We start from the raw sequence: 16,992 nt of genomic DNA, 5'->3' as shown, positions 1-16,992 counted from the left end.
TGTACCGCTTATTCAACGCAGGCGTCGTGAAGGTTGATGCGGCTGTCGGCGCTCGGCTTCCAGCCCTTCACGCGCTTCGAAACCCCATAGATATCCTGGGGAACCCAGAGATAGACATAGGGAAGGTCAGCATTGATGATCGCTTCGGCCTTGTTGTAAAGCCCGGCGCGCTTTGCCGTATCGAGTTCGCTGGAGGCCTGGTCGAGCAGTTTGTCCAGTTCGGGATTGGCGTAATGAGCGGAATTGCCGCGATCGCCGCTGCGATGGGTAGGCAGGAAGATATCGTAGGGATCGAGCGAGCCATTGCCCCAGGAGGTGAAATACATGTCTCCCTTGGGGTTTTCGTCCTTCGGGTCCCACTTGGCTTTCAGAATGGCCGACTCGCTGACTTCCACCTTGGCGCGGATGCCGCTCTTCGCGAGCACGGAGGCGATTGCCTGGACCGTATCCTTGTAGGCGCCCTCCGTGTCGATCACCACATCGATGCCGTCGGGATAACCCGCCTCGGCAAGCAGGGCCTTGGCTTTCTGCGGATCATAGTCGTGAGCCGGTAGCTTCGAAGCCCCGAAGGCGGCCGGGCTCAGGATACCGTCGATGGAAACGGCGTTGCCGCCGAGGATGCGGTCAATGATCAGCTTCTTGTCGAGCGCATAGGCTACCGCCTGACGGACCTTGATGTCGCCGAAAACCTTGCCCTTGTTGTTGAGCGCGATGAAGAAGCTGCGCGTGCCGTTGACGGTCATCACCTCGGTATTGGGATTGCTCTTCACCTGCGCGATAGAGAAAGGCGGCAGCTCGTTGATGATGTCGACATCGCCGGAGAGAAGCGCCGCGACGCGAGAGGCGGTTTCGGGAATGACCTTGAAGATCACGCGGTCGACACAGGCCTTGCCCACCGGCGGGATGTCCGTCGCGCCGCCGTAGTAGCCGTCGAAGCGTTCCATGATGATGGAATCGCCCTTGCGCCATTCGGTAAGCTTGAACGGACCGTTGCCGTTTACCTGGGTCGCCAGGCCCGCTGTGCCGACCTTTTCCACGAAGGCCTTGGAGACGACTTCCTGCACCGGCAACATGGCCGGCAGGATCGGCCAGGGCTCGCTCAGGGTGACGATCACCTTGTTGCCCTCGACCGCCGTCGACTTCAGCGGCCCGAGCAGGCTCTTGCGCGGACTTGTCTGTCCGTCGCCCATGGCGCCTTCCACCGTCAGCCGGTCGAGCGTGAACTTGACATCCTCCGCCGTCAGGTCCGAGCCATCGTGAAACTTGATGCCCTTTCGGATGACGAACTCGAAGGTGGTCGGCGAGGTCTGCGTGAAGGATTCGGCGATCTCCGGGACGATCTTCATATCGGCATCGCGGGTGAGGATGCCGTCATAGAGATTGCGGATGATCGTTTCGGTTTCGCGGTTGCGGTGATTGGCCGGATCGAGCGTGAGAGCATCGGCCGTGAAACCGACACGAATTTCCGAGGCGTCGACCGCCTGCAGAGGCAGGATGACGGCGAGCGCCGAGGCAAAGAGAAGGTTCTTGAAATTCCCCATTATCGTTCTCCTGTTCTTGCCAGAGATCATGCATGAATCCTGCACGTCCTGCTGGTCGAATCTCGTTACGCAAACACCGTGCCAGTCCCTGCACGCTGGAAAGTCTCGAATTTTATCGAGATAAATCAGACGCATGCATCGAAAGCATGGCTGCACGAGCTATAACGTCGCACATTGCGCGTCGATTTCACGCGACACGCGTGAAACTGACGCAGGGCGGGCGCGGCCTGTCAGCGGCGCGTGCGTACTGCCCGCCGCAAGGACGGCATCCGTCTTCAGTCGGGCTTTGGGGTTTCGGTCGGGAGGTTGCCGTCAAGCATGCCGTCGATCAGATGAAGGCGGCGGTCCATGCGTGCGGCCATGTCGAGATCATGGGTGACGGCCACGACGGTCTTGCCCCGCTCGCGCACCAGCGCCTCGAGGATTGTGAACACCTGCTCCGAGTTCCTGCTGTCCAGGCTTCCGGTCGGCTCATCGGCGAGAATGAGCGGCGGGTCGTTTGCCAGCGCGCGCGCAACGGCGACACGCTGGCGCTGGCCGCCGGACATCTGGTCGGGGCGTTTGTCGAGATGATCGCCGAGACCGAGCGACCGGAGCAGTTCGCCGGCCCGCTCGCGCATGGCAGGACGGCTCAGTTTCGCAAGCCGACGCATCGGGATCTCGACATTCTCCCGCGCCGTGAATTCCGGCAGGAGGAAATGGAACTGAAAGACGAAGCCGATCGTCGAAAGGCGGATCGCGGCGCGCTCCGCCTCGCTCATTCCCTCCGTCTCCCGGCCGGCGACGAAGAGCGTTCCTTCCGTCGGCCGGTCGAGCAGGCCCAAGAGATAGAGAAGTGAAGACTTGCCGGAGCCGGAAGGGCCGGTGACGGCAACGAATTCCCGCTCGCCGATCGCAAGCGTGATATCCTTCACGAGCGTTACCGGCACGGTCTCGTGCAGGATACGCGTCAGATTTCTCGTCTCGATCAGGTTGCTCATGTAGCCCCCCTGATGATGTCGACGGGATTGACCCGCGCCGCACGCCTTGCGGGAAGATAACCGGCGACGGCCGCCGAGCCGAGCGCGAACGCCGAAGCGATGACATAGTGGAGAACACTCCAGGCGATCGGAAGCCGGGTCATCTCCTGGCCGGTGGCGGCGATCTCGAAACGCACCAGCGACAATCCATAAACGAGCAGAAAGCCGATCAGCCAGCCGCCAACCGAACCGGCGGCGCCGATGGCAAGGCCTTCGAGCAGAAACAGGCGGCGCATGTCGCCGGCGGGAAAGCCGAGCGATTTCATGATCGCGATATCGCGCGCCTTCTCATGCGTGATGGTGGAGATGATATTGAAGATGCCGAAACCGGCGACCAGCAGGATGGCGCCTACGACCGTGTACATGATGACGTTGCGCACGACGAGCGCCTCGAGGATCGATTCATTCGCCTCCTGCCATGCGACGGCCTTATAGCCGAGCTCGGCCTCCGCCCGCTGCGCCACCAGCGGCGCCCCATTGGGATCATCGAGTTTGATACGAATCTCGTTGATGGCGTTCGGCCGCTCCGAGAGAATCTGGGCGTTCTTCAGCAGGACATAGGCCTCGCCCTCGTCGCGCGCCGTCGAGCCCGTGTGAAACAGTCCGGCGATCTTGAAGTTTCGCGTGAGCCCCTGGGCAGAGACGACCGTGATGGTGTCCCCGAGACCGGCCCCCAGCCGGTTGGCCATCGTGTCGCCGATGAGGACATTGTTACCTCCCACAGCCAGCGCCGAGAAGCTGCCTTGCCTGAAGTCCTCCACGATCGGCGACACGCCGACCTCGACCGTGGGTTCGACGCCGATTACCGAAGCCCCCACTTCCCGGCCGGAATAGCGGATGACCCCCTGCAATTTCAGGCTGGGCGCCAGACGGCCTGGAATCCACGCGCGCAGCCACGAAAGCGCCGCCGTCGGGTTGATGATGCCGCGCCGGTCGTCGCGTGGGCGAAGCCCCGCAATGGCGACCACATCGAACGCATCCTCGGCGGGCTGGCGGCGGGCAGTGCGCTGCTCGTCGGTGATCTGGACATGCGGCATGGTATCGACAAGCTGCCGGACGAAATCGTCCTGACCTCCCTGCATCAGGGCCGCCATGGCGATGGAAAAACCGACGCCGATCGCCACGCCGAACGCGGCGACCAGGGTCTGACGACCGCGCCCGGCAATATGGGTCAGGGCAATTTCGAAGATGAGACGCATCATCACCTCACCCTGTCTTCGCGTCCGATACCTTCACGCGCGCACCATCGGTCAGGTTGGCCGGATATGGCGTGATGACAAGGGTCGTCTCGTCGATACCTGACAGAACCTCGATACCCTGCGGTCCGCGAATACCGGTGCGGATGTCGCGGCTATACGCCCTGTCGCCGTCGACGATGAAGACCCTGCTGTTTTCGACCGCAACGGAGGGCAAAAGGAGCGCATTGCGGGAAACCCTGACGATGGCGTTCACATCCGTCGACATACCGATCCTGAGTGGCGTGTCGTCCGGCAGGCGAAAGCGGACGCGATAGGTTTTCGTGACAGGGTCTCCCTTCGGGGTAATGCTGTCCACCTCTGCCTCGAGCTGCCGTCCCGGAAAGGCATCGGATCTCAGCAGCGCATTCTGCCCGACAACAATCCGGGGGATATCCTCTTCGTTGACATCCGCGACCACGATGAGAGGGCTCGGCTCCCCCACCCAGAAGAGTGCCGCGCCGAGTTCGGCAATCTCGCCCACTTCGCCATCCCGTCTCAACACCATGCCGTCGCTCGGCGAACGGAGAATATAGCTGTCCAGCCTCGCCTGCTGCCCGGCGACAAGCGCCTCCAGCTGGACGACCTCGCTACGCGCCCGATCGAGCTCCTGCTGACTGACAACATTCCGTGCCGAAAGCGCGGTGTGGCGGCGGAGCTCCTCTTCCGCGAACGCCAGCCGAGCGCGAAGCTCGCCGAGCGCCGCCTTCGCCTCGGTATCGTCAAGGCGGGCGAGCTCGTCGCCCTTGGCGACACGCTCGCCTTCGCAATTGCAATGCCAGACGATCCGCTCGCGAATAAGCGGCGTAACCTTGGCCCAGACGCGCGGCTCAACGACGCCGCTTGCATAGACGACTTCGGCGGCATCGCCGCGCGACGGCATTGCGACCAAAACGGCTGCCGGCCTCAACATATACCAACCAGCCGCAGCGGCCACTGCCGCGACAGCCGCGGTCGTAATCACAAGTCTCAAGGCTCGCAAGGTGACCTCCAGCGGTGGCGCCCCTTTTCACAACGCCTCTAGCATCAGACCGACCGTCAGTCTATATAAATGGCATACGGGTGCAGCGCTGGATTTTGTCGCATTCGGGACGACAATGTCCGATCTAACTGAGGAAAAGGATCGTGGTCCGGATCAAGAAACCGCCAGAGGTGCGGTCGAACGAGCTGCTGGACTGCGCGCAGCGCCTGTTCTTCACGCGTGGCTACGAAAGCACCACCGTCAACGACATCATTCGCGAGGCCGGCGTCTCCAAAGGCGCCTTCTATCACTATTTTCCGTCGAAAGAGGCACTGCTCGAGACACTTGCCGTCCGGCTGTCCCGTGAGAATCTCAAGCAGATCCAACCGCACTTCGACAATCCGTCGATCAATGCCATCGGCAGGCTGAATGCGCTCTTCGCGGGTTCGCGGCGGCTGAAGGTCGAACTCGCGCCGCAACTGAGAAACACGTTCAATGTCCTGTTCAAGCCGGAAAACGTCGTACTTTTCCACCGCATCAACGAGGCACTGACGGCAGTCGTGCAGCCTTTGCTTGCCAATATCCTGAAGCAGGGACATGCGGAAGGGAGCCTCGACGCATCGGATCCGCAGGCCTTTGCGCTGATGTTGCTCGAGCTTCGATTGAGTGTCGGCAAGGTCATGCACCAGGCCTTGAAACAGGCCGAAGCCGGTGACATCGACGGAGCAGTCACGATGCTGGACGACTGGATGCTGACCTACGGCATCGCCCTCGACCGGATTCTGAAATTGCCCGAGGGGACCCTGCAGGTGGCAGAACCAGGCTTTGCCCGGGCCTTCCTCACCTCGGAGTGACACGATTACCCAAGCGACGAGAGCATCTCAAGCAAGAACCATCCCCGTAACAGGGCTGGAGCCGACTTTTACGAAATATCAGGTGATCAAGCTGGTCGGAGTGGAGTGATTCGAACACTCGACCCCCACGTCCCGAACGTGGTGCGCTACCAGACTGCGCTACACTCCGTGACCAGCGGCGCCTCTATAGACCAGCATTTTTCATTCCACAAGCGGCAGTCATGAAAAATTTGCGACAGGGACGTGATCCGTCCGTTAGGTGCCCGGAAAGGCCTCTCGAACCAGGGCGTTGCAAAAAAGCGGCGCCGGAGAAATTTGATGCCCATGGCTCTCGGCTATCTCGCGAAACCAGCAAGAAATCTGTTAGGTGCGATCTCGAAAGACATGCCTCCCAAGCACCATAGAAGACAACAGGATTTTTCCAGACCATGAGCCGCCGCGCCATCGCATCGACCGCCGTTTTCGCCCTTGCCCTTTCAGCCTGCACCACCGCCGGCATCGCCGGCAACCCGATCGAGAGCCGATGGGTGGGGCATTCGGCCGGAGAGTTTTTTGCGAAATTCAGCCCGCCGATCAGCGACAGCAACGAAGGCTCCGTGACGGTCTACAACTGGCGCGGCGGCTATAAGCGCATCAAGCAACAGAACGGCCGGACCGCGAGCGTGAGTTGCTCGGCAAAAATTACCGTCTCCGATAACTACACCATCCGCGACATCACGATCGTTTCCGACCGCCCCGGCGCCAATGGCCCGAGCTATTGCACGGAACTTCTGACGGCGAATTGAGCGAGCAGCGGCGGCGCCCCCAATCATTGACCTTGCAGGAAGACGACGCGGAAACCGCGTCGTTGGAACCGGTGCAAGGCCCGGGCATTGTCGCCGATTGACCTTGCCTCTGGCATCTTCCGGCGAAACAGCTTATTTTCGACACGATAACCGGCCATGAACTTCGATGTCGTGCCGGGCTAGCCGTACGAGGTCACTTGTATTATCTCACAACGCATATTCGTGTCGTGGCGGCGTTGGTGGTCCGCGAAACGTCCACCCGCTTCGGCAGCAAGCCGGGCGGGTACATCTGGGCTTTTCTCGATCCTGCCTCCCATATCGCGTTTCTGTCGCTGATCTTCATGGCGATCGCCCACACACCGGCCCTCGGAACGAGCTTTCCGCTGTTTTTCGCAACGGGCTATGTCGCCTATCAATTCTACCAGGCGATGGCCGGCTATCTGAACAGCGCCGTCAACGGAAATCGTGCCCTTCTGAGCTATCCGAACGTCGCACCCATCGACACCGTGCTCGCACGCTATGTCCTGCAACTGGGAACCACTGCCGTCGTCGCCTTCTGCGTCTTCACGGCCATTGGCCTAAGCTTGAAGACGCCCCTGACGATCGAATGGCCCTACATCATAGAAGCGGCGTTTGCCGCCAGCCTGCTGGCTCTGGGAAACGCCCTCGCAAACAATGTGCTGTTTCCCAAATATCCGCTATATGAGAAGTTCTACGAGATCATCACGCGCCCGCTCTTTCTTGTCTCCGGGGTATTTTATCTGCCGGACACCCTGCCGCATCCGGCACAAGAGGTGATCCTGCTCAACCCCCTCGCGCATGTCGTCATGCTGTTTCGCAAAGGGTTCTACCCCGAATATCGTGCCGTCGGCTATGATGCGGGCTATCTTTATAGCGTTGCATTTTCTCTGCTGTTTTGCGGATTGTTCATCTTCACCAGTTCCAGGGGGGTGTTGAGAGGACGATGATCAGGCTGGAGCGTGCAACGAAGTTTGTGCGAATGAAGGGAATTTCGAAGCCCATCATCAATGACGTTTCCTTCGTCATTCCGCGCGGCAGAAGCGTCGGGCTCCTGGGTCGCAACGGCGCGGGCAAATCGACATTGCTGCAGATCATCGCCGGCACGCTGGAGCTGGACAAGGGGCGCATCGTCCGCCAGGGCAAGATATCCTGGCCACTCGGTTTCCAGGGCAGCTTCCAGGGCAATCTTTCGGGGGAACAGAATGTCCGCTTCGTCGCCAGGATATACGGTGTCGACACGGAGGAGCTTGTTGCCTATGTTGCCGACTTTGCGGAACTCGGTGCCTTCTACAAGGCGCCCGTTCGCACCTATTCATCCGGCATGAGGGCGCGGCTTGCCTTCGGCGTCAGCATGGGAGTCAGGTTCGACTATTATCTCGTCGACGAAATCACCGCGGTGGGAGATACAAACTTCAAGCGGAAATCCCAGCAGGTCTTCAAGGAGCGGCTCGCGGATTCCGACGTCATCATGGTCTCCCACAGCGCCGCCACGTTGCGGGACTATTGCGAATCCGGCATCGTTCTCGAAGACGGAAAATTAACATATTATGATAATTTGGAAGATGCTATCGCCGTCCACGAGCGCAACATGACGAGGCAGTAGACGTGACAGACCAAGCCCAAGGCAAGAAGACTGGCGAAGTTGTTGCCCACCTTCAGCTGGCGCCCGAAGAGAAATCGCTTCGCAAACCTAAAAATCTGCGTCTGCTCGAGGGGCTTCTGGAAAGCCCCATGCCTGTTGCGGAGCCCTCCCCGCCTGTCATCGAAGTCGAACCGCAGGCAGCCAAAGCGCCCCACGGCTGGATCAGCAAACTGCGCCCCCGGCATCTGGCGATCGTCTCGGGCTTCGTGGCTTTCGTTGCACTGCCGGCAGTATTGACGTCTCTCTACATGGCGTTCATCGCTGCCGACCAATATCACAGTTCGGCTTCCTTTTCTGTCCGCAGCATCGAGGCTTCCCAGCCCTCAGACCTTCTCGGGATGTTTTCTCAGGCCTCAAGCGGGAGCACGTTTTCCGATTCCTACGTCCTCCTCGATTTCATCCGCAGCGAGCGGATGGTTCAGGCGGTGGACGAGGCCTTCGGGCTGGATTCCGTCTTCGCTCCGCGAGGGCTGGATTATTTTTATGGTATCGGCCGGGACCTTCCCATTGAGGACAAGCTCGAATACTGGCGGAGCATGGTCAACGTCAATTTCGACCATACGTCCGGTATCATGGAGCTGGAGGTCAAGGCGTTCACGCCGGAGGACTCGCAGAAGATCTCGGCATTTGTCATTACCCAGAGCGAAAAGCTGGTAAACGAGCTCTCGTTGTCGGCACGCAACGAAGTCCTGAAAGTTGCGCAGAGCGAGGTCCGCATGGCGGAAGAGCGTTTATCAAACGCCAGGCTGGCGCTCAGAATCTACCGGGATTCCTCGCAGGAAGCAGACCCGGTGGAAGGGGCAAAACTCGCAACCCAACTGGTGGCAGGGCTTGAGGAAAAACTCGTTCAGTTGAAGACGGAGCTTTCCACCGCTTTGACGCAGATGAGTGAGGATACGCCGAGAATCCGTGTCATGCGCTCGCAGATCGCAAGCCTGGAAAAGCAGATCGAGCAGGAAAGGCAGAGGTTCGGCAGCGGCACAGCCAGCAAGCAGAGCCGAACGGCTGCGGCGTCCTTCACCGACGTCGCGAGTCGTATCCAGCAGTATGAAACGTTGGAAACAGATCGCGAATTCGCCGAACGCGCCTACACCTCGGCGCTGACGGGACTGGAAAAGGCAAGAATCGAGGCCAATGCCAAGCAGCGCTATCTCGCCGTGTTCATCCAGCCGACGCTGTCGGAACTGGCGCAATATCCGAGCAGGCTCCTGAATTCCATCCTGGTGTTCCTGGGCGCCCTGCTCGCCTGGGGTGTCGTGGTCATGGGATATTACAATATCCGGGACCGGAACTAGCCGCCGGACGATCGAAAAGAACGGCTTGATATGTGACATTCATTCCGCTGCCGGGTAAATAAACCGCCGTGCGGGATGATTTGCCTTGGGAAAGCTGCCGGCGAGATGAACACGAATGAAAAGCCGGACTTAACAGGCCGGGACGTTTTCGCTTTCCATCTGAGACGATGGAAACAAGCGATTCTCCGAGCGTATTGTCCCCAGGCCCGTTTTACCTTCCTGCCGCTCTATCTGACCGACAAGGTTTTCACGCGTAAGTGGGCCACCGCCATCGAGGCTTCCCCCAACCCGGCTCTCCTCGTATGGGGTCTGAACGTACCTCCCGCGGCCCTTGCCTTTGCCAGGAAGAATTCGATCCCGCTCTACTTCATCGAAGACGGCTTCATCCGCTCGCTGGTTCCCAATGCCAGCCATAGCGCGCCCTTTTCGCTGACCATCGATTCCCGCACACCCTATTTCGACAGCCGCGTGGCATCGGATCTCGAATGCCTGCTCAGTTCCTACGATTTCGCGGGCGATACGGCACTGATGGACCGCGCGCGCGATGGCATCAGGTCGCTGCTTGCTTCGAGGCTCAGCAAATACAATGCCGGCAACACCCGGATAGACGGATACGTGCCTGTTCAAAAAGACAGGCGCAGAATTCTCGTCATCGGCCAGGTGGAGGACGACGCGTCCATCCGGTTCGGATGCGAGCGCCCGGTGACGAACAACGACGTCGTCAGGATCGCGGCGGCCGAGAATCCGGGTTGCGAGATCCTTTACCGACCCCATCCGGATGTGCTCAATGGAATCCGCAAGCGCCTTTCCGATCCTGCCGAGGTCGCGCATCTGTGCCGGATCGTGACCGATCCTCTTCCTCTGCCGGAACTTCTGGAGACGGTCGATCATGTCTATACGATCACGTCGCTTGGAGGATTCGAGGCGCTTCTCCGGGATATCCCCGTCACCGTCATGGGGTGCCCCTTCTATGCCGGATGGGGGCTGACGGACGACCGCCAGAAAAACCCGAGGCGCGGCCGCAAGCTGCGCCTCGAAGAACTCTTCGCCGGCGCATATCTTCTTTACCCGCGCTACTTCAACCCCGTGACCGGAGAGGAAATCGGCTTCGAGGATTGTCTTAAACTGGCGACCGGCTGGAGAAAAACCGGCATGCCGGAAAGCCGCATCGTGCCGGTGCCTGTTCCCGAAAAACCGGGCTTCCGGCTTTCAGGGCCATATGGCCTCATGGGATGGCGCCACCTGCTCACCGAACCACTGGCGCGCGCCATCGAAATGGTCGGCGACAAGGCCGATGCCGAGGATTTCAGGAAAAATCCGATCCTTTTCTTCCGGGAGCTTTCGAACCCGCGCTTCAGGAAAGTCGGTCGGTTGCTCTATCCCTTTGATTAGGGTCGGACTCCGGCATCAGCCGGTGTAATCCGTTTCGGCTATCCCGCAGCGGTAAAGCGCCCCGCGTGCAAGCCCGATGTATTTGCTCGTCTTTTTCTCCCATATGGCCGGGGACAACCTCGCCGATCCGTCGAGCAGGTGCGAATAGGCCATCCGCGCCCGCATCGTCGCCCTGAAGGCCGTGTAGAACTCCTTCTGTTCCCGCGATATGTGGTCCTCAAGCCGTTTACGCATGAGTTGAAAAAGCGTCTCGCCGACGGTGGGCGAGCCCAGGAATGCGCATTCCATTCCCAGGAAGGCAATCTCGTCGAACGGGTCGATGATCCTCAGCCGGCGATCGAACTCAAGGCAGTCGAAGATCGCGATGGGATCGCAGAAACAGATATGTTCCGGCCGCAGATCCCCGTGTCCCTCCACATAATGTCCGTCATTGATCCGTTGGATGATCCTCTCCCGAAAGCAATGCAGGGCGCGATCGACATCGTCCAGCAGATGCCGGACCGCCTGATGATCGATATCGAATTCCTCGTGCCGCAGCACCTGCCTGTTGATGTCGTTCTGGCATTCGAGCATGCGGAAATGATCGAGAGGGTCGATCGCCGGCCGTTCCGCCGAACGATAGAACGCAGCGAGGCAATCGGCCAGCCTGTGCAGGTGGTCGTCGCCGACGGCCCCCGCCTTCAGCAAATGGCTGAGCATGAGATGTTCGGGCAGGCGGCGCATTTCCAGCAGCCATTCCTCGACCGTGCCCTGACCTCCGATGGCCATGCTGCCGTCCGGCAGGCTGACCAGAGGCACGACCCGAAGATAGGTATCTAGCGCCAGGCGGCGATTGAGGCGCAGCTCTTCCCGGCAGTTCCATCCCCGGGCGGCAAGCGTCGAAAAATCGAAGAAGGGGCCGACCGTCGGCTTTTTCAGTTTGTAAACGCGGTCGCCACACAAAAAGACCCAGGACATGTGGGTCTCCAGGGCCGTCACCTCTGAGCCGCGTCCCTGATATGCTTCCGGCTTGCGCAGAAAGCTGATCTTTTCATTCAAAGAATGCACGCCGGTTCCTTTTCGATAACGAAACAGCGACAGATGTTAATCTGATGCCCGCTGCGAGCTTTGACATCCCTCAATTCGCCGGAATCGATAACGGCCGGCTGATTTGACCTTGGTCATCGCAGCGGCCTTCGCGCGACCTAGAATAACCGCCATGAGTTGAGGAGCACTCCGATGACGACGATGGCAAAAACCAAGAAAGCCCTGACACGCCTGTTCCAGCGACTGGATAGCGTACCGAGCCCCACGGACGAGCGATTGGCGGCGGTGCTTCAGGAATGGCTGGACAGGCGTCAGCAGTTCATCGCTCCGGCGCCGCAAGCACTCATGACGGCCGGAACATCAGTCGCCGAAAGGGCCTTCATTTTCCGGAAGGCCCCCGACGCGCCGCGGCAATATCTGCTTTCCTCCGGAGCGGATGCCGCAGCCCCCCTGATCGGCAAGATTTCGGCGGGGGAACGGCTGGATGCGGCGGCAGACCGCAGGGGCGCGGTGCGCCTACGCCGGCTGTTCGATATGGTGGGTGAAACCGGTGAGCCCATACTCGGAACATTCAGCTCGAAATCGGCCGAAGCCGGGCCAACCCATACCGAACTGCTTGTCGCGCCGCTTTCCAGCAACGGGAAATCCGTCGATGCCTTCCTCGCTTCAGCCAGCGTGCAGCGGACCGAACCGGCTCCCGCAAGGACATCCGTCCGGTGGCCTCAACCGCATCCCATGCTGTTTGCCTTCGAAAGCAGCAAGGCTTTCGCTGAGCGCGTGGCGGCTCGCCTCGGCCTCTCGCTGAGCCCGATCGAGGAACGTTTCTTCGAGGACGGAGAGGAAAAGACCCGCCCTCTGGCGCATGTCCGCGGGCGGGACATCCATGTGATTTCCAGCCTCGACGGAACAGAACGGGAGAGCGTGCATGACAGGCTCTGCAAACTCTTGTTCTTCATTGCGACCCTGAAGACGAACGGGGCATCCCGCGTGACCGCTGTGACCCCTTACCTCGCCTATATGCGCAAGGACCGGCAGACAAAGGAACAGGACCCGCTGACCGCAGCCTATGTCGCCCGGCTCTTCGAAGCCGTGGGCACCGACCGGCTGATCACCATGGAGAGCCACAATCTGGCGGCCTTCCAGAACGCCTTCCGCTGCCCCACCATCCATCTGACGGCTTACGAAGCCTTTGCCGCCCATTTCGCCGGCCTGCTCCAATCCGCAGACGTGACGGTCGTCTCCCCGGACCTCGGCGGCGGAAAGCGCGCGGACATGTTCCGGGTCGTCCTGGAGAAGGTCCTTCGGCGGCCGGTCGCGAAAGCCTTCGTCGAAAAGCAGCGCAGCCAAGGCGTCGTCAGCGGCGATCTCTTTGCCGGTGACGTCGAGGGGCGGGCCGTCATCATCATGGACGACCTGATCAGTTCGGGAACGACCATGGCCCGTGCCGCAGAAGCCTGCAAGCAGCGCGGCGCAACCGGAATCCATCTCTGCGCCACCCATGGACTGTTTTCAAAGGAGGCTACCGGGAACCTGTCACTTCCCTTTATAGACAGCATCGTGGTGGCCGACACCGTCGAGACAGGCAGACGTTACGGCGGCGACAAGCGGCTTACCGTCCTTCCGGTCACAAGCATCTTCGCCGACGCAATCGCGGAATGCTGCGAGACGGCCGCCAGGTGAACGATCACACGCAGCAGGGTATTGGGGGCGCGGGCCGACCGCACCCGTCGCTGGCGATGTCATAGTGCTTTCAGAATTTCACCGCGACATTGGCCTTGGCGCTATGATCGCTGACCCCGGAGCCGAACTGTCCCTTATAAGAGACACCGAAACTCGCCTGCGGCGCGAATTTCAGGTCGATCCCCGCCTCGATGACGGCGGCATCCTCTGCGATCGGGACGCCGGCGACGGTGAAGGCGCTGCCTCCGTCAAAGGCCATGGCTGCGGTCGGCACCACGTCGCCGAAAGCATGCCGCCAGCCGATCATGCCGGTGAGGCTGACGGTTCTGGCCTCTCCCACCGCCAGCTCAGCTCCGGCTCGTAGCCCCAGCGTGGTGAAAGTGGTATTCGTCGTCTGGCTGCCCGCACTTAAAGCCGCATCGCCGCCATCCTCCGTGAAGCCGCCTGTGTCGAGGTTGACATGGGCGAGATTGGCGAAGGGTTCGATGCTCGCATTGCCAAGGCCGAACCGATGACCCACCTCGCCGAACACCTGTGCCGTGGCGGCGCGATAGTCCGCGGAAAGGCTGTCCGAGAAGCCGGTGAACTCGGCCGAACGGCTCACGTCGAGGTCATGCCAGCTATAGGCACCGCCGAACCTCAGCCCGAACCCGCCCCACCGGCCACCGCCATAGGCGCCGAGATGGTAGCTGTCGGCCGAACCCGACGAGGAACGGTCGTCCACGTCGAAACTCGAATGGCTGTAGCCGGCCAGAAGCCCGAGCCGAAGGTTTTCCGTCGCCAGCGCGTCGCCGCCGAAAAGGAAGCCGCCGATCGACCGGTCCATCGTCGCGGCATTGCCATCGCCATCCCACTGACCCCAGGAGCCGAAACCCTGGCCCCATACCGCAAAACGGTCCGTTGCGGCGGGAGCCGCTTCCGGTCCGCCGGGACCATAGGCAAAGACGGGAACCGCGCCGCCGGTCGTCTCCTCGAAGGCCGCCCGAATGCGGTTCATAGCCGCATCCCGGACGAAGCGGCTGTCCTCGATGAGCGCCGTCTTGGCGGAGGCGTGGATTTCGCCCGAAATGGCATCGAATGCTTCCCGCGCCTCCTCGATGCTGCCGAGAACGGCGATTGCGGAAAAGAGGTCGCCGCCGCCCACCGACTGGATGCCGGCGGCGGCCGCCTTCTGGTTGGGGGTCAGCGCCACGTCGGGGAAATCCGTCGTCTGATCGAGCGTCACATAGGCGTTGTTGGCGTCGTAGCTCAGGGTCGGCGTGATGAAGATAGAGTTGATGGCAAACGTGGCCGCATCGAACGTGCCGTTGACGCCGCCGGCCGCAGTCAGGATGGTATAGGCGGTGCCGACCGCAATGTCCGGATACGGGGTGACGTTGACAGTGCCACCGTTGACGGTGGCGATGCCTGCCGCATTGACGAGATCGCTGTTGCCGAGAGCGTCGACCTCGACTTCATAGAGCGAGCCGGCATCGAAGGTGATATCGTCGACATTAAGGGTGCCGATGGAATTGCCCGGCGCGATCGTGGCACCGGAGGCGAGCGTCACCGTGCCGAGGGTCCCCGTGCCGGCGAGCGCGCCGCCGGAAAGTACCGAAACCGATCCGCCCAATATGGCATTGGCAACCAGTGTCGCGCCGTCGTCGACGGTCGCATTGCCGGTGAACCCGGCAGAATCGCTGGCGAAAATCGTGGTGCCTGCAAGCAAGTCGATCGCGCCAAAGCCGTTTATGGCCGTGGCGAAATAGAGGTTCGGATCGGTGTGGTTGAAGACGAGCGTGCCGTCACCCGCTCCGAACTGGATGCTGGCGGTAAAGAGGTTGCCGGCCCTCGTCGCCGCAGATCCTGTCGCCGCACCTATATTGACCACGCCTGTGGAGCCGGCGACCGTCGCGATGTTGGTGATACCGTTGCCCACCAGCACCCAGACGTTTGCCCGGTCCGAAATCGTCAGCGTGCCCTCACCCTCGCCGCCGACGAAGAGATCGCCGCTGGCATACCAGGTCGATCCGCTGTCGCGAACGGTCACCTCGCCGGTTGCGCCGGCATGTGCGCCGATGACGCTGTCGATCGAACCCAGCGTGGCACCGTTCTGCACCGTCACATCGCCCGCGCCCCGATAACCGACGAAAAGATTGCCGGTATTGTACCAGGCCGCATTGGCGCCCGAGACGCTGATAGAGCCGGTGCCGGTCGTTTCCCGGCCGAGATATGCTTCGGTACTCTCCAGCATGCTGCCGGAGACGATGACGGACCCCTTGCCGAAATCGCCGGCCACGAGGGTGCCGCCGGCGGCGGACGAGCCGTTCGTGATCTGCAATCCGGCCTCGCCGGTCGCCCCTGCGCCCAGAAGGATATCATGCCCGGCCGTTCCCAATGCTGCGCCATCCTCGACCCAAAGGAAGGCATAGCCGTCGACGCCAGCGTGCAGCTCATCGAAAGTCAGCCTCGCCCCTTCGCCGTTGACCACCACCAATCCATAACCGGTCAGGGTATTGGCAACCACGAGGTCTTGCGCGACGTCGAACGTCGCGCCGTCCCGTATGTCCAGCATGCCGTTGCCGGCATTGCCGACGATGGCGTTGCTGGTCGCCTCCCAGTTCGTTCCCTGCCCGGATACATTGACATAGCCACTCTTGTGCGTGCCAAGTCCGAGTGTGAGATCGCCGCCATGCACGACCGAGGCGCCGTCTTCGACATTGACGGTGCCGGTGCCCTGCGAACCGACGGTCACCTGCTGAGCCGTCACCCAGCTCGTGCCCTCGCCGGTCACCGTCAGCGTGCCCTCGCCGCCCTCGAAATGGCCGATGACGAGGCCGGCGTCCGTGTTCAGCGAAGCGCCATTGCCGACGGTCAGGAATCCGGTTCCTTCCAGGCCGATCTGCATGATCGATCCGGTCGAGGTCAGGTTCGAGCCCGTTCCGGAAACCGTCACCGAGCCATTGCTGCCCACGAGGCGGCCGACCTGGACGACGGCGGGAATGACGATGCCACCATTCCCGATGACCAGCGTGCCGGCGCCTGCGTCCCCGACGACAAGGTCTTCGGCTCCGAGATTCCATGGCGAATTCTGGTCCCCGGGGACAGTGACCGTCTGGCCGCCATCGATGACCTCGTCGGCCGCGGCCGGGCCGGCGGCCACTGCCAGGGCAAGCGACGAGGTGCTGGCGAGGACAGCGCTCAAAGCCGCGCGGCGCGAGCGGTTGCCGAAGGGGTTCGTACCCTGGCGCGGCCGATAGCCGATGCCGTCCTTTGCTTCTCCAGCAAGACCGCCCAAAAGATCGCAATTATTGAATGCCATAATCTTCTCCGATGACCCCAGACACGCGAGGGCATTTCCGCACGCGGACACGCAACGTCATTTCAGGAGAAGAAGACCCCGCCCCCTGAACCTCTCGGTCGCTTTTCGGGCGGGCAACGGCATGATTTCAAGAACTATATGCCGGCCGCGTTCAAATGTGGCCGCAGGTGCAAGGAATGTGACCGAAGGCGCAAATGCATGCGGGTTTCCGGGCGGGGAGACGCCGGAGGCTCTTCAGGC

Annotated in this window: 13 protein-coding genes and 1 tRNA gene; 7 read left to right on the top strand and 7 right to left on the bottom strand. The window is 61.2% G+C overall.

Annotation, left to right across the window (positions count from 1 at the left end):
• Positions 1-8 precede the first annotated feature (8 nt).
• The 4 genes from J2046_RS03615 to J2046_RS03600 form a co-directional block, all read right to left on the bottom strand.
• Positions 9-1,541, bottom strand: coding sequence for an ABC transporter substrate-binding protein (locus J2046_RS03615; RefSeq protein WP_210049567.1), 1,533 nt, complete (start codon positions 1,539-1,541; stop codon positions 9-11).
• A 275-nt stretch (positions 1,542-1,816) separates the two neighbouring features.
• Positions 1,817-2,521, bottom strand: coding sequence for an ABC transporter ATP-binding protein (locus J2046_RS03610; RefSeq protein WP_210049566.1), 705 nt, complete (start codon positions 2,519-2,521; stop codon positions 1,817-1,819).
• Positions 2,518-3,759, bottom strand: coding sequence for an ABC transporter permease (locus tag J2046_RS03605; protein ID WP_210049759.1), 1,242 nt, complete (start codon positions 3,757-3,759; stop codon positions 2,518-2,520). Before J2046_RS03605 ends, J2046_RS03610 begins: the two co-directional genes overlap by 4 nt.
• A gap of 7 nt (positions 3,760-3,766) precedes the next feature.
• Positions 3,767-4,789: an efflux RND transporter periplasmic adaptor subunit gene (locus J2046_RS03600; protein WP_411828457.1), complete on the bottom strand. Its 1,023-nt coding sequence runs from the start codon at positions 4,787-4,789 to the stop codon at positions 3,767-3,769.
• Between the two features lie 131 nt (positions 4,790-4,920).
• On the opposite strand from J2046_RS03600, the gene J2046_RS03595 reads away from it, so the two are divergent.
• Positions 4,921-5,610 (top strand): TetR/AcrR family transcriptional regulator, encoded by a 690-nt coding sequence (locus J2046_RS03595; RefSeq protein ID WP_210049564.1) that lies wholly within the window; start codon positions 4,921-4,923, stop codon positions 5,608-5,610.
• Between the two features lie 92 nt (positions 5,611-5,702).
• On the opposite strand, the gene J2046_RS03590 is transcribed toward J2046_RS03595, so the two are convergent.
• Positions 5,703-5,779: transfer RNA gene (locus J2046_RS03590), tRNA-Pro, on the bottom strand.
• A gap of 259 nt (positions 5,780-6,038) precedes the next feature.
• Here J2046_RS03590 and J2046_RS03585 point away from each other — a divergent pair.
• From J2046_RS03585 to J2046_RS03565, 5 genes are all read left to right on the top strand, one after another.
• Positions 6,039-6,395, top strand: coding sequence for a hypothetical protein (locus J2046_RS03585; protein ID WP_210049562.1), 357 nt, complete (start codon positions 6,039-6,041; stop codon positions 6,393-6,395).
• Between the two features lie 197 nt (positions 6,396-6,592).
• Positions 6,593-7,363 carry an ABC transporter permease gene (locus J2046_RS03580; RefSeq protein WP_210049560.1) on the top strand — a complete coding sequence of 257 codons (771 nt, stop codon included), beginning with the start codon at positions 6,593-6,595 and terminating at the stop codon, positions 7,361-7,363.
• Positions 7,360-8,019, top strand: a complete 660-nt coding sequence (locus J2046_RS03575) for an ABC transporter ATP-binding protein (RefSeq protein WP_210049558.1) — start codon at positions 7,360-7,362, stop codon at positions 8,017-8,019. Before J2046_RS03580 ends, J2046_RS03575 begins: the two co-directional genes overlap by 4 nt.
• A gap of 56 nt (positions 8,020-8,075) precedes the next feature.
• The gene (locus tag J2046_RS03570; RefSeq protein ID WP_233469532.1) at positions 8,076-9,353 is read left to right on the top strand and encodes an RkpR, polysaccharide export protein; all 1,278 of its coding nucleotides are present in this window, start codon (positions 8,076-8,078) and stop codon (positions 9,351-9,353) included.
• 105 nt (positions 9,354-9,458) lie between these two features.
• Positions 9,459-10,745 carry a capsular polysaccharide export protein, LipB/KpsS family gene (locus tag J2046_RS03565; RefSeq protein WP_210049554.1) on the top strand — a complete coding sequence of 429 codons (1,287 nt, stop codon included), beginning with the start codon at positions 9,459-9,461 and terminating at the stop codon, positions 10,743-10,745.
• A 15-nt stretch (positions 10,746-10,760) separates the two neighbouring features.
• Here the strand turns inward: J2046_RS03565 and J2046_RS03560 are convergent, their stop codons facing one another.
• A complete protein-coding gene (locus J2046_RS03560; RefSeq protein ID WP_210049552.1) occupies positions 10,761-11,792 on the bottom strand; it encodes a hypothetical protein in 1,032 nt (343 codons plus the stop codon).
• Between the two features lie 171 nt (positions 11,793-11,963).
• Between J2046_RS03560 and J2046_RS33715 the strand changes: the two genes are divergently transcribed.
• Positions 11,964-13,451, top strand: coding sequence for a ribose-phosphate diphosphokinase (locus J2046_RS33715; protein WP_233469487.1), 1,488 nt, complete (start codon positions 11,964-11,966; stop codon positions 13,449-13,451).
• A gap of 70 nt (positions 13,452-13,521) precedes the next feature.
• Here the strand turns inward: J2046_RS33715 and J2046_RS03550 are convergent, their stop codons facing one another.
• A complete protein-coding gene (locus tag J2046_RS03550; protein WP_210049550.1) occupies positions 13,522-16,752 on the bottom strand; it encodes an autotransporter outer membrane beta-barrel domain-containing protein in 3,231 nt (1,076 codons plus the stop codon).
• Between the last annotated feature and the right edge of the window lie 240 nt (positions 16,753-16,992).

The organism is Neorhizobium petrolearium, from assembly GCF_017873175.1.
GTDB lineage: Bacteria > Pseudomonadota > Alphaproteobacteria > Rhizobiales > Rhizobiaceae > Neorhizobium > Neorhizobium petrolearium.
The sequence above is the reverse complement of the archived record's forward strand: the minus strand, read 5'-3'. Positions and strand labels throughout refer to the sequence as shown.

Coding starts and splice junctions, on each gene's coding strand:
- J2046_RS03615 (WP_210049567.1), bottom strand. CDS start 1,541: ATGGGGAATTTCAAGAACCTTCTCTTTGCCTCGGCGCTCGCCGTCATC.
- J2046_RS03610 (WP_210049566.1), bottom strand. CDS start 2,521: ATGAGCAACCTGATCGAGACGAGAAATCTGACGCGTATCCTGCACGAG.
- J2046_RS03605 (WP_210049759.1), bottom strand. CDS start 3,759: ATGCGTCTCATCTTCGAAATTGCCCTGACCCATATTGCCGGGCGCGGT.
- J2046_RS03585 (WP_210049562.1), top strand. CDS start 6,039: ATGAGCCGCCGCGCCATCGCATCGACCGCCGTTTTCGCCCTTGCCCTT.
- J2046_RS03575 (WP_210049558.1), top strand. CDS start 7,360: ATGATCAGGCTGGAGCGTGCAACGAAGTTTGTGCGAATGAAGGGAATT.
- J2046_RS03565 (WP_210049554.1), top strand. CDS start 9,459: ATGAACACGAATGAAAAGCCGGACTTAACAGGCCGGGACGTTTTCGCT.
- J2046_RS33715 (WP_233469487.1), top strand. CDS start 11,964: ATGACGACGATGGCAAAAACCAAGAAAGCCCTGACACGCCTGTTCCAG.
- J2046_RS03550 (WP_210049550.1), bottom strand. CDS start 16,752: ATGGCATTCAATAATTGCGATCTTTTGGGCGGTCTTGCTGGAGAAGCA.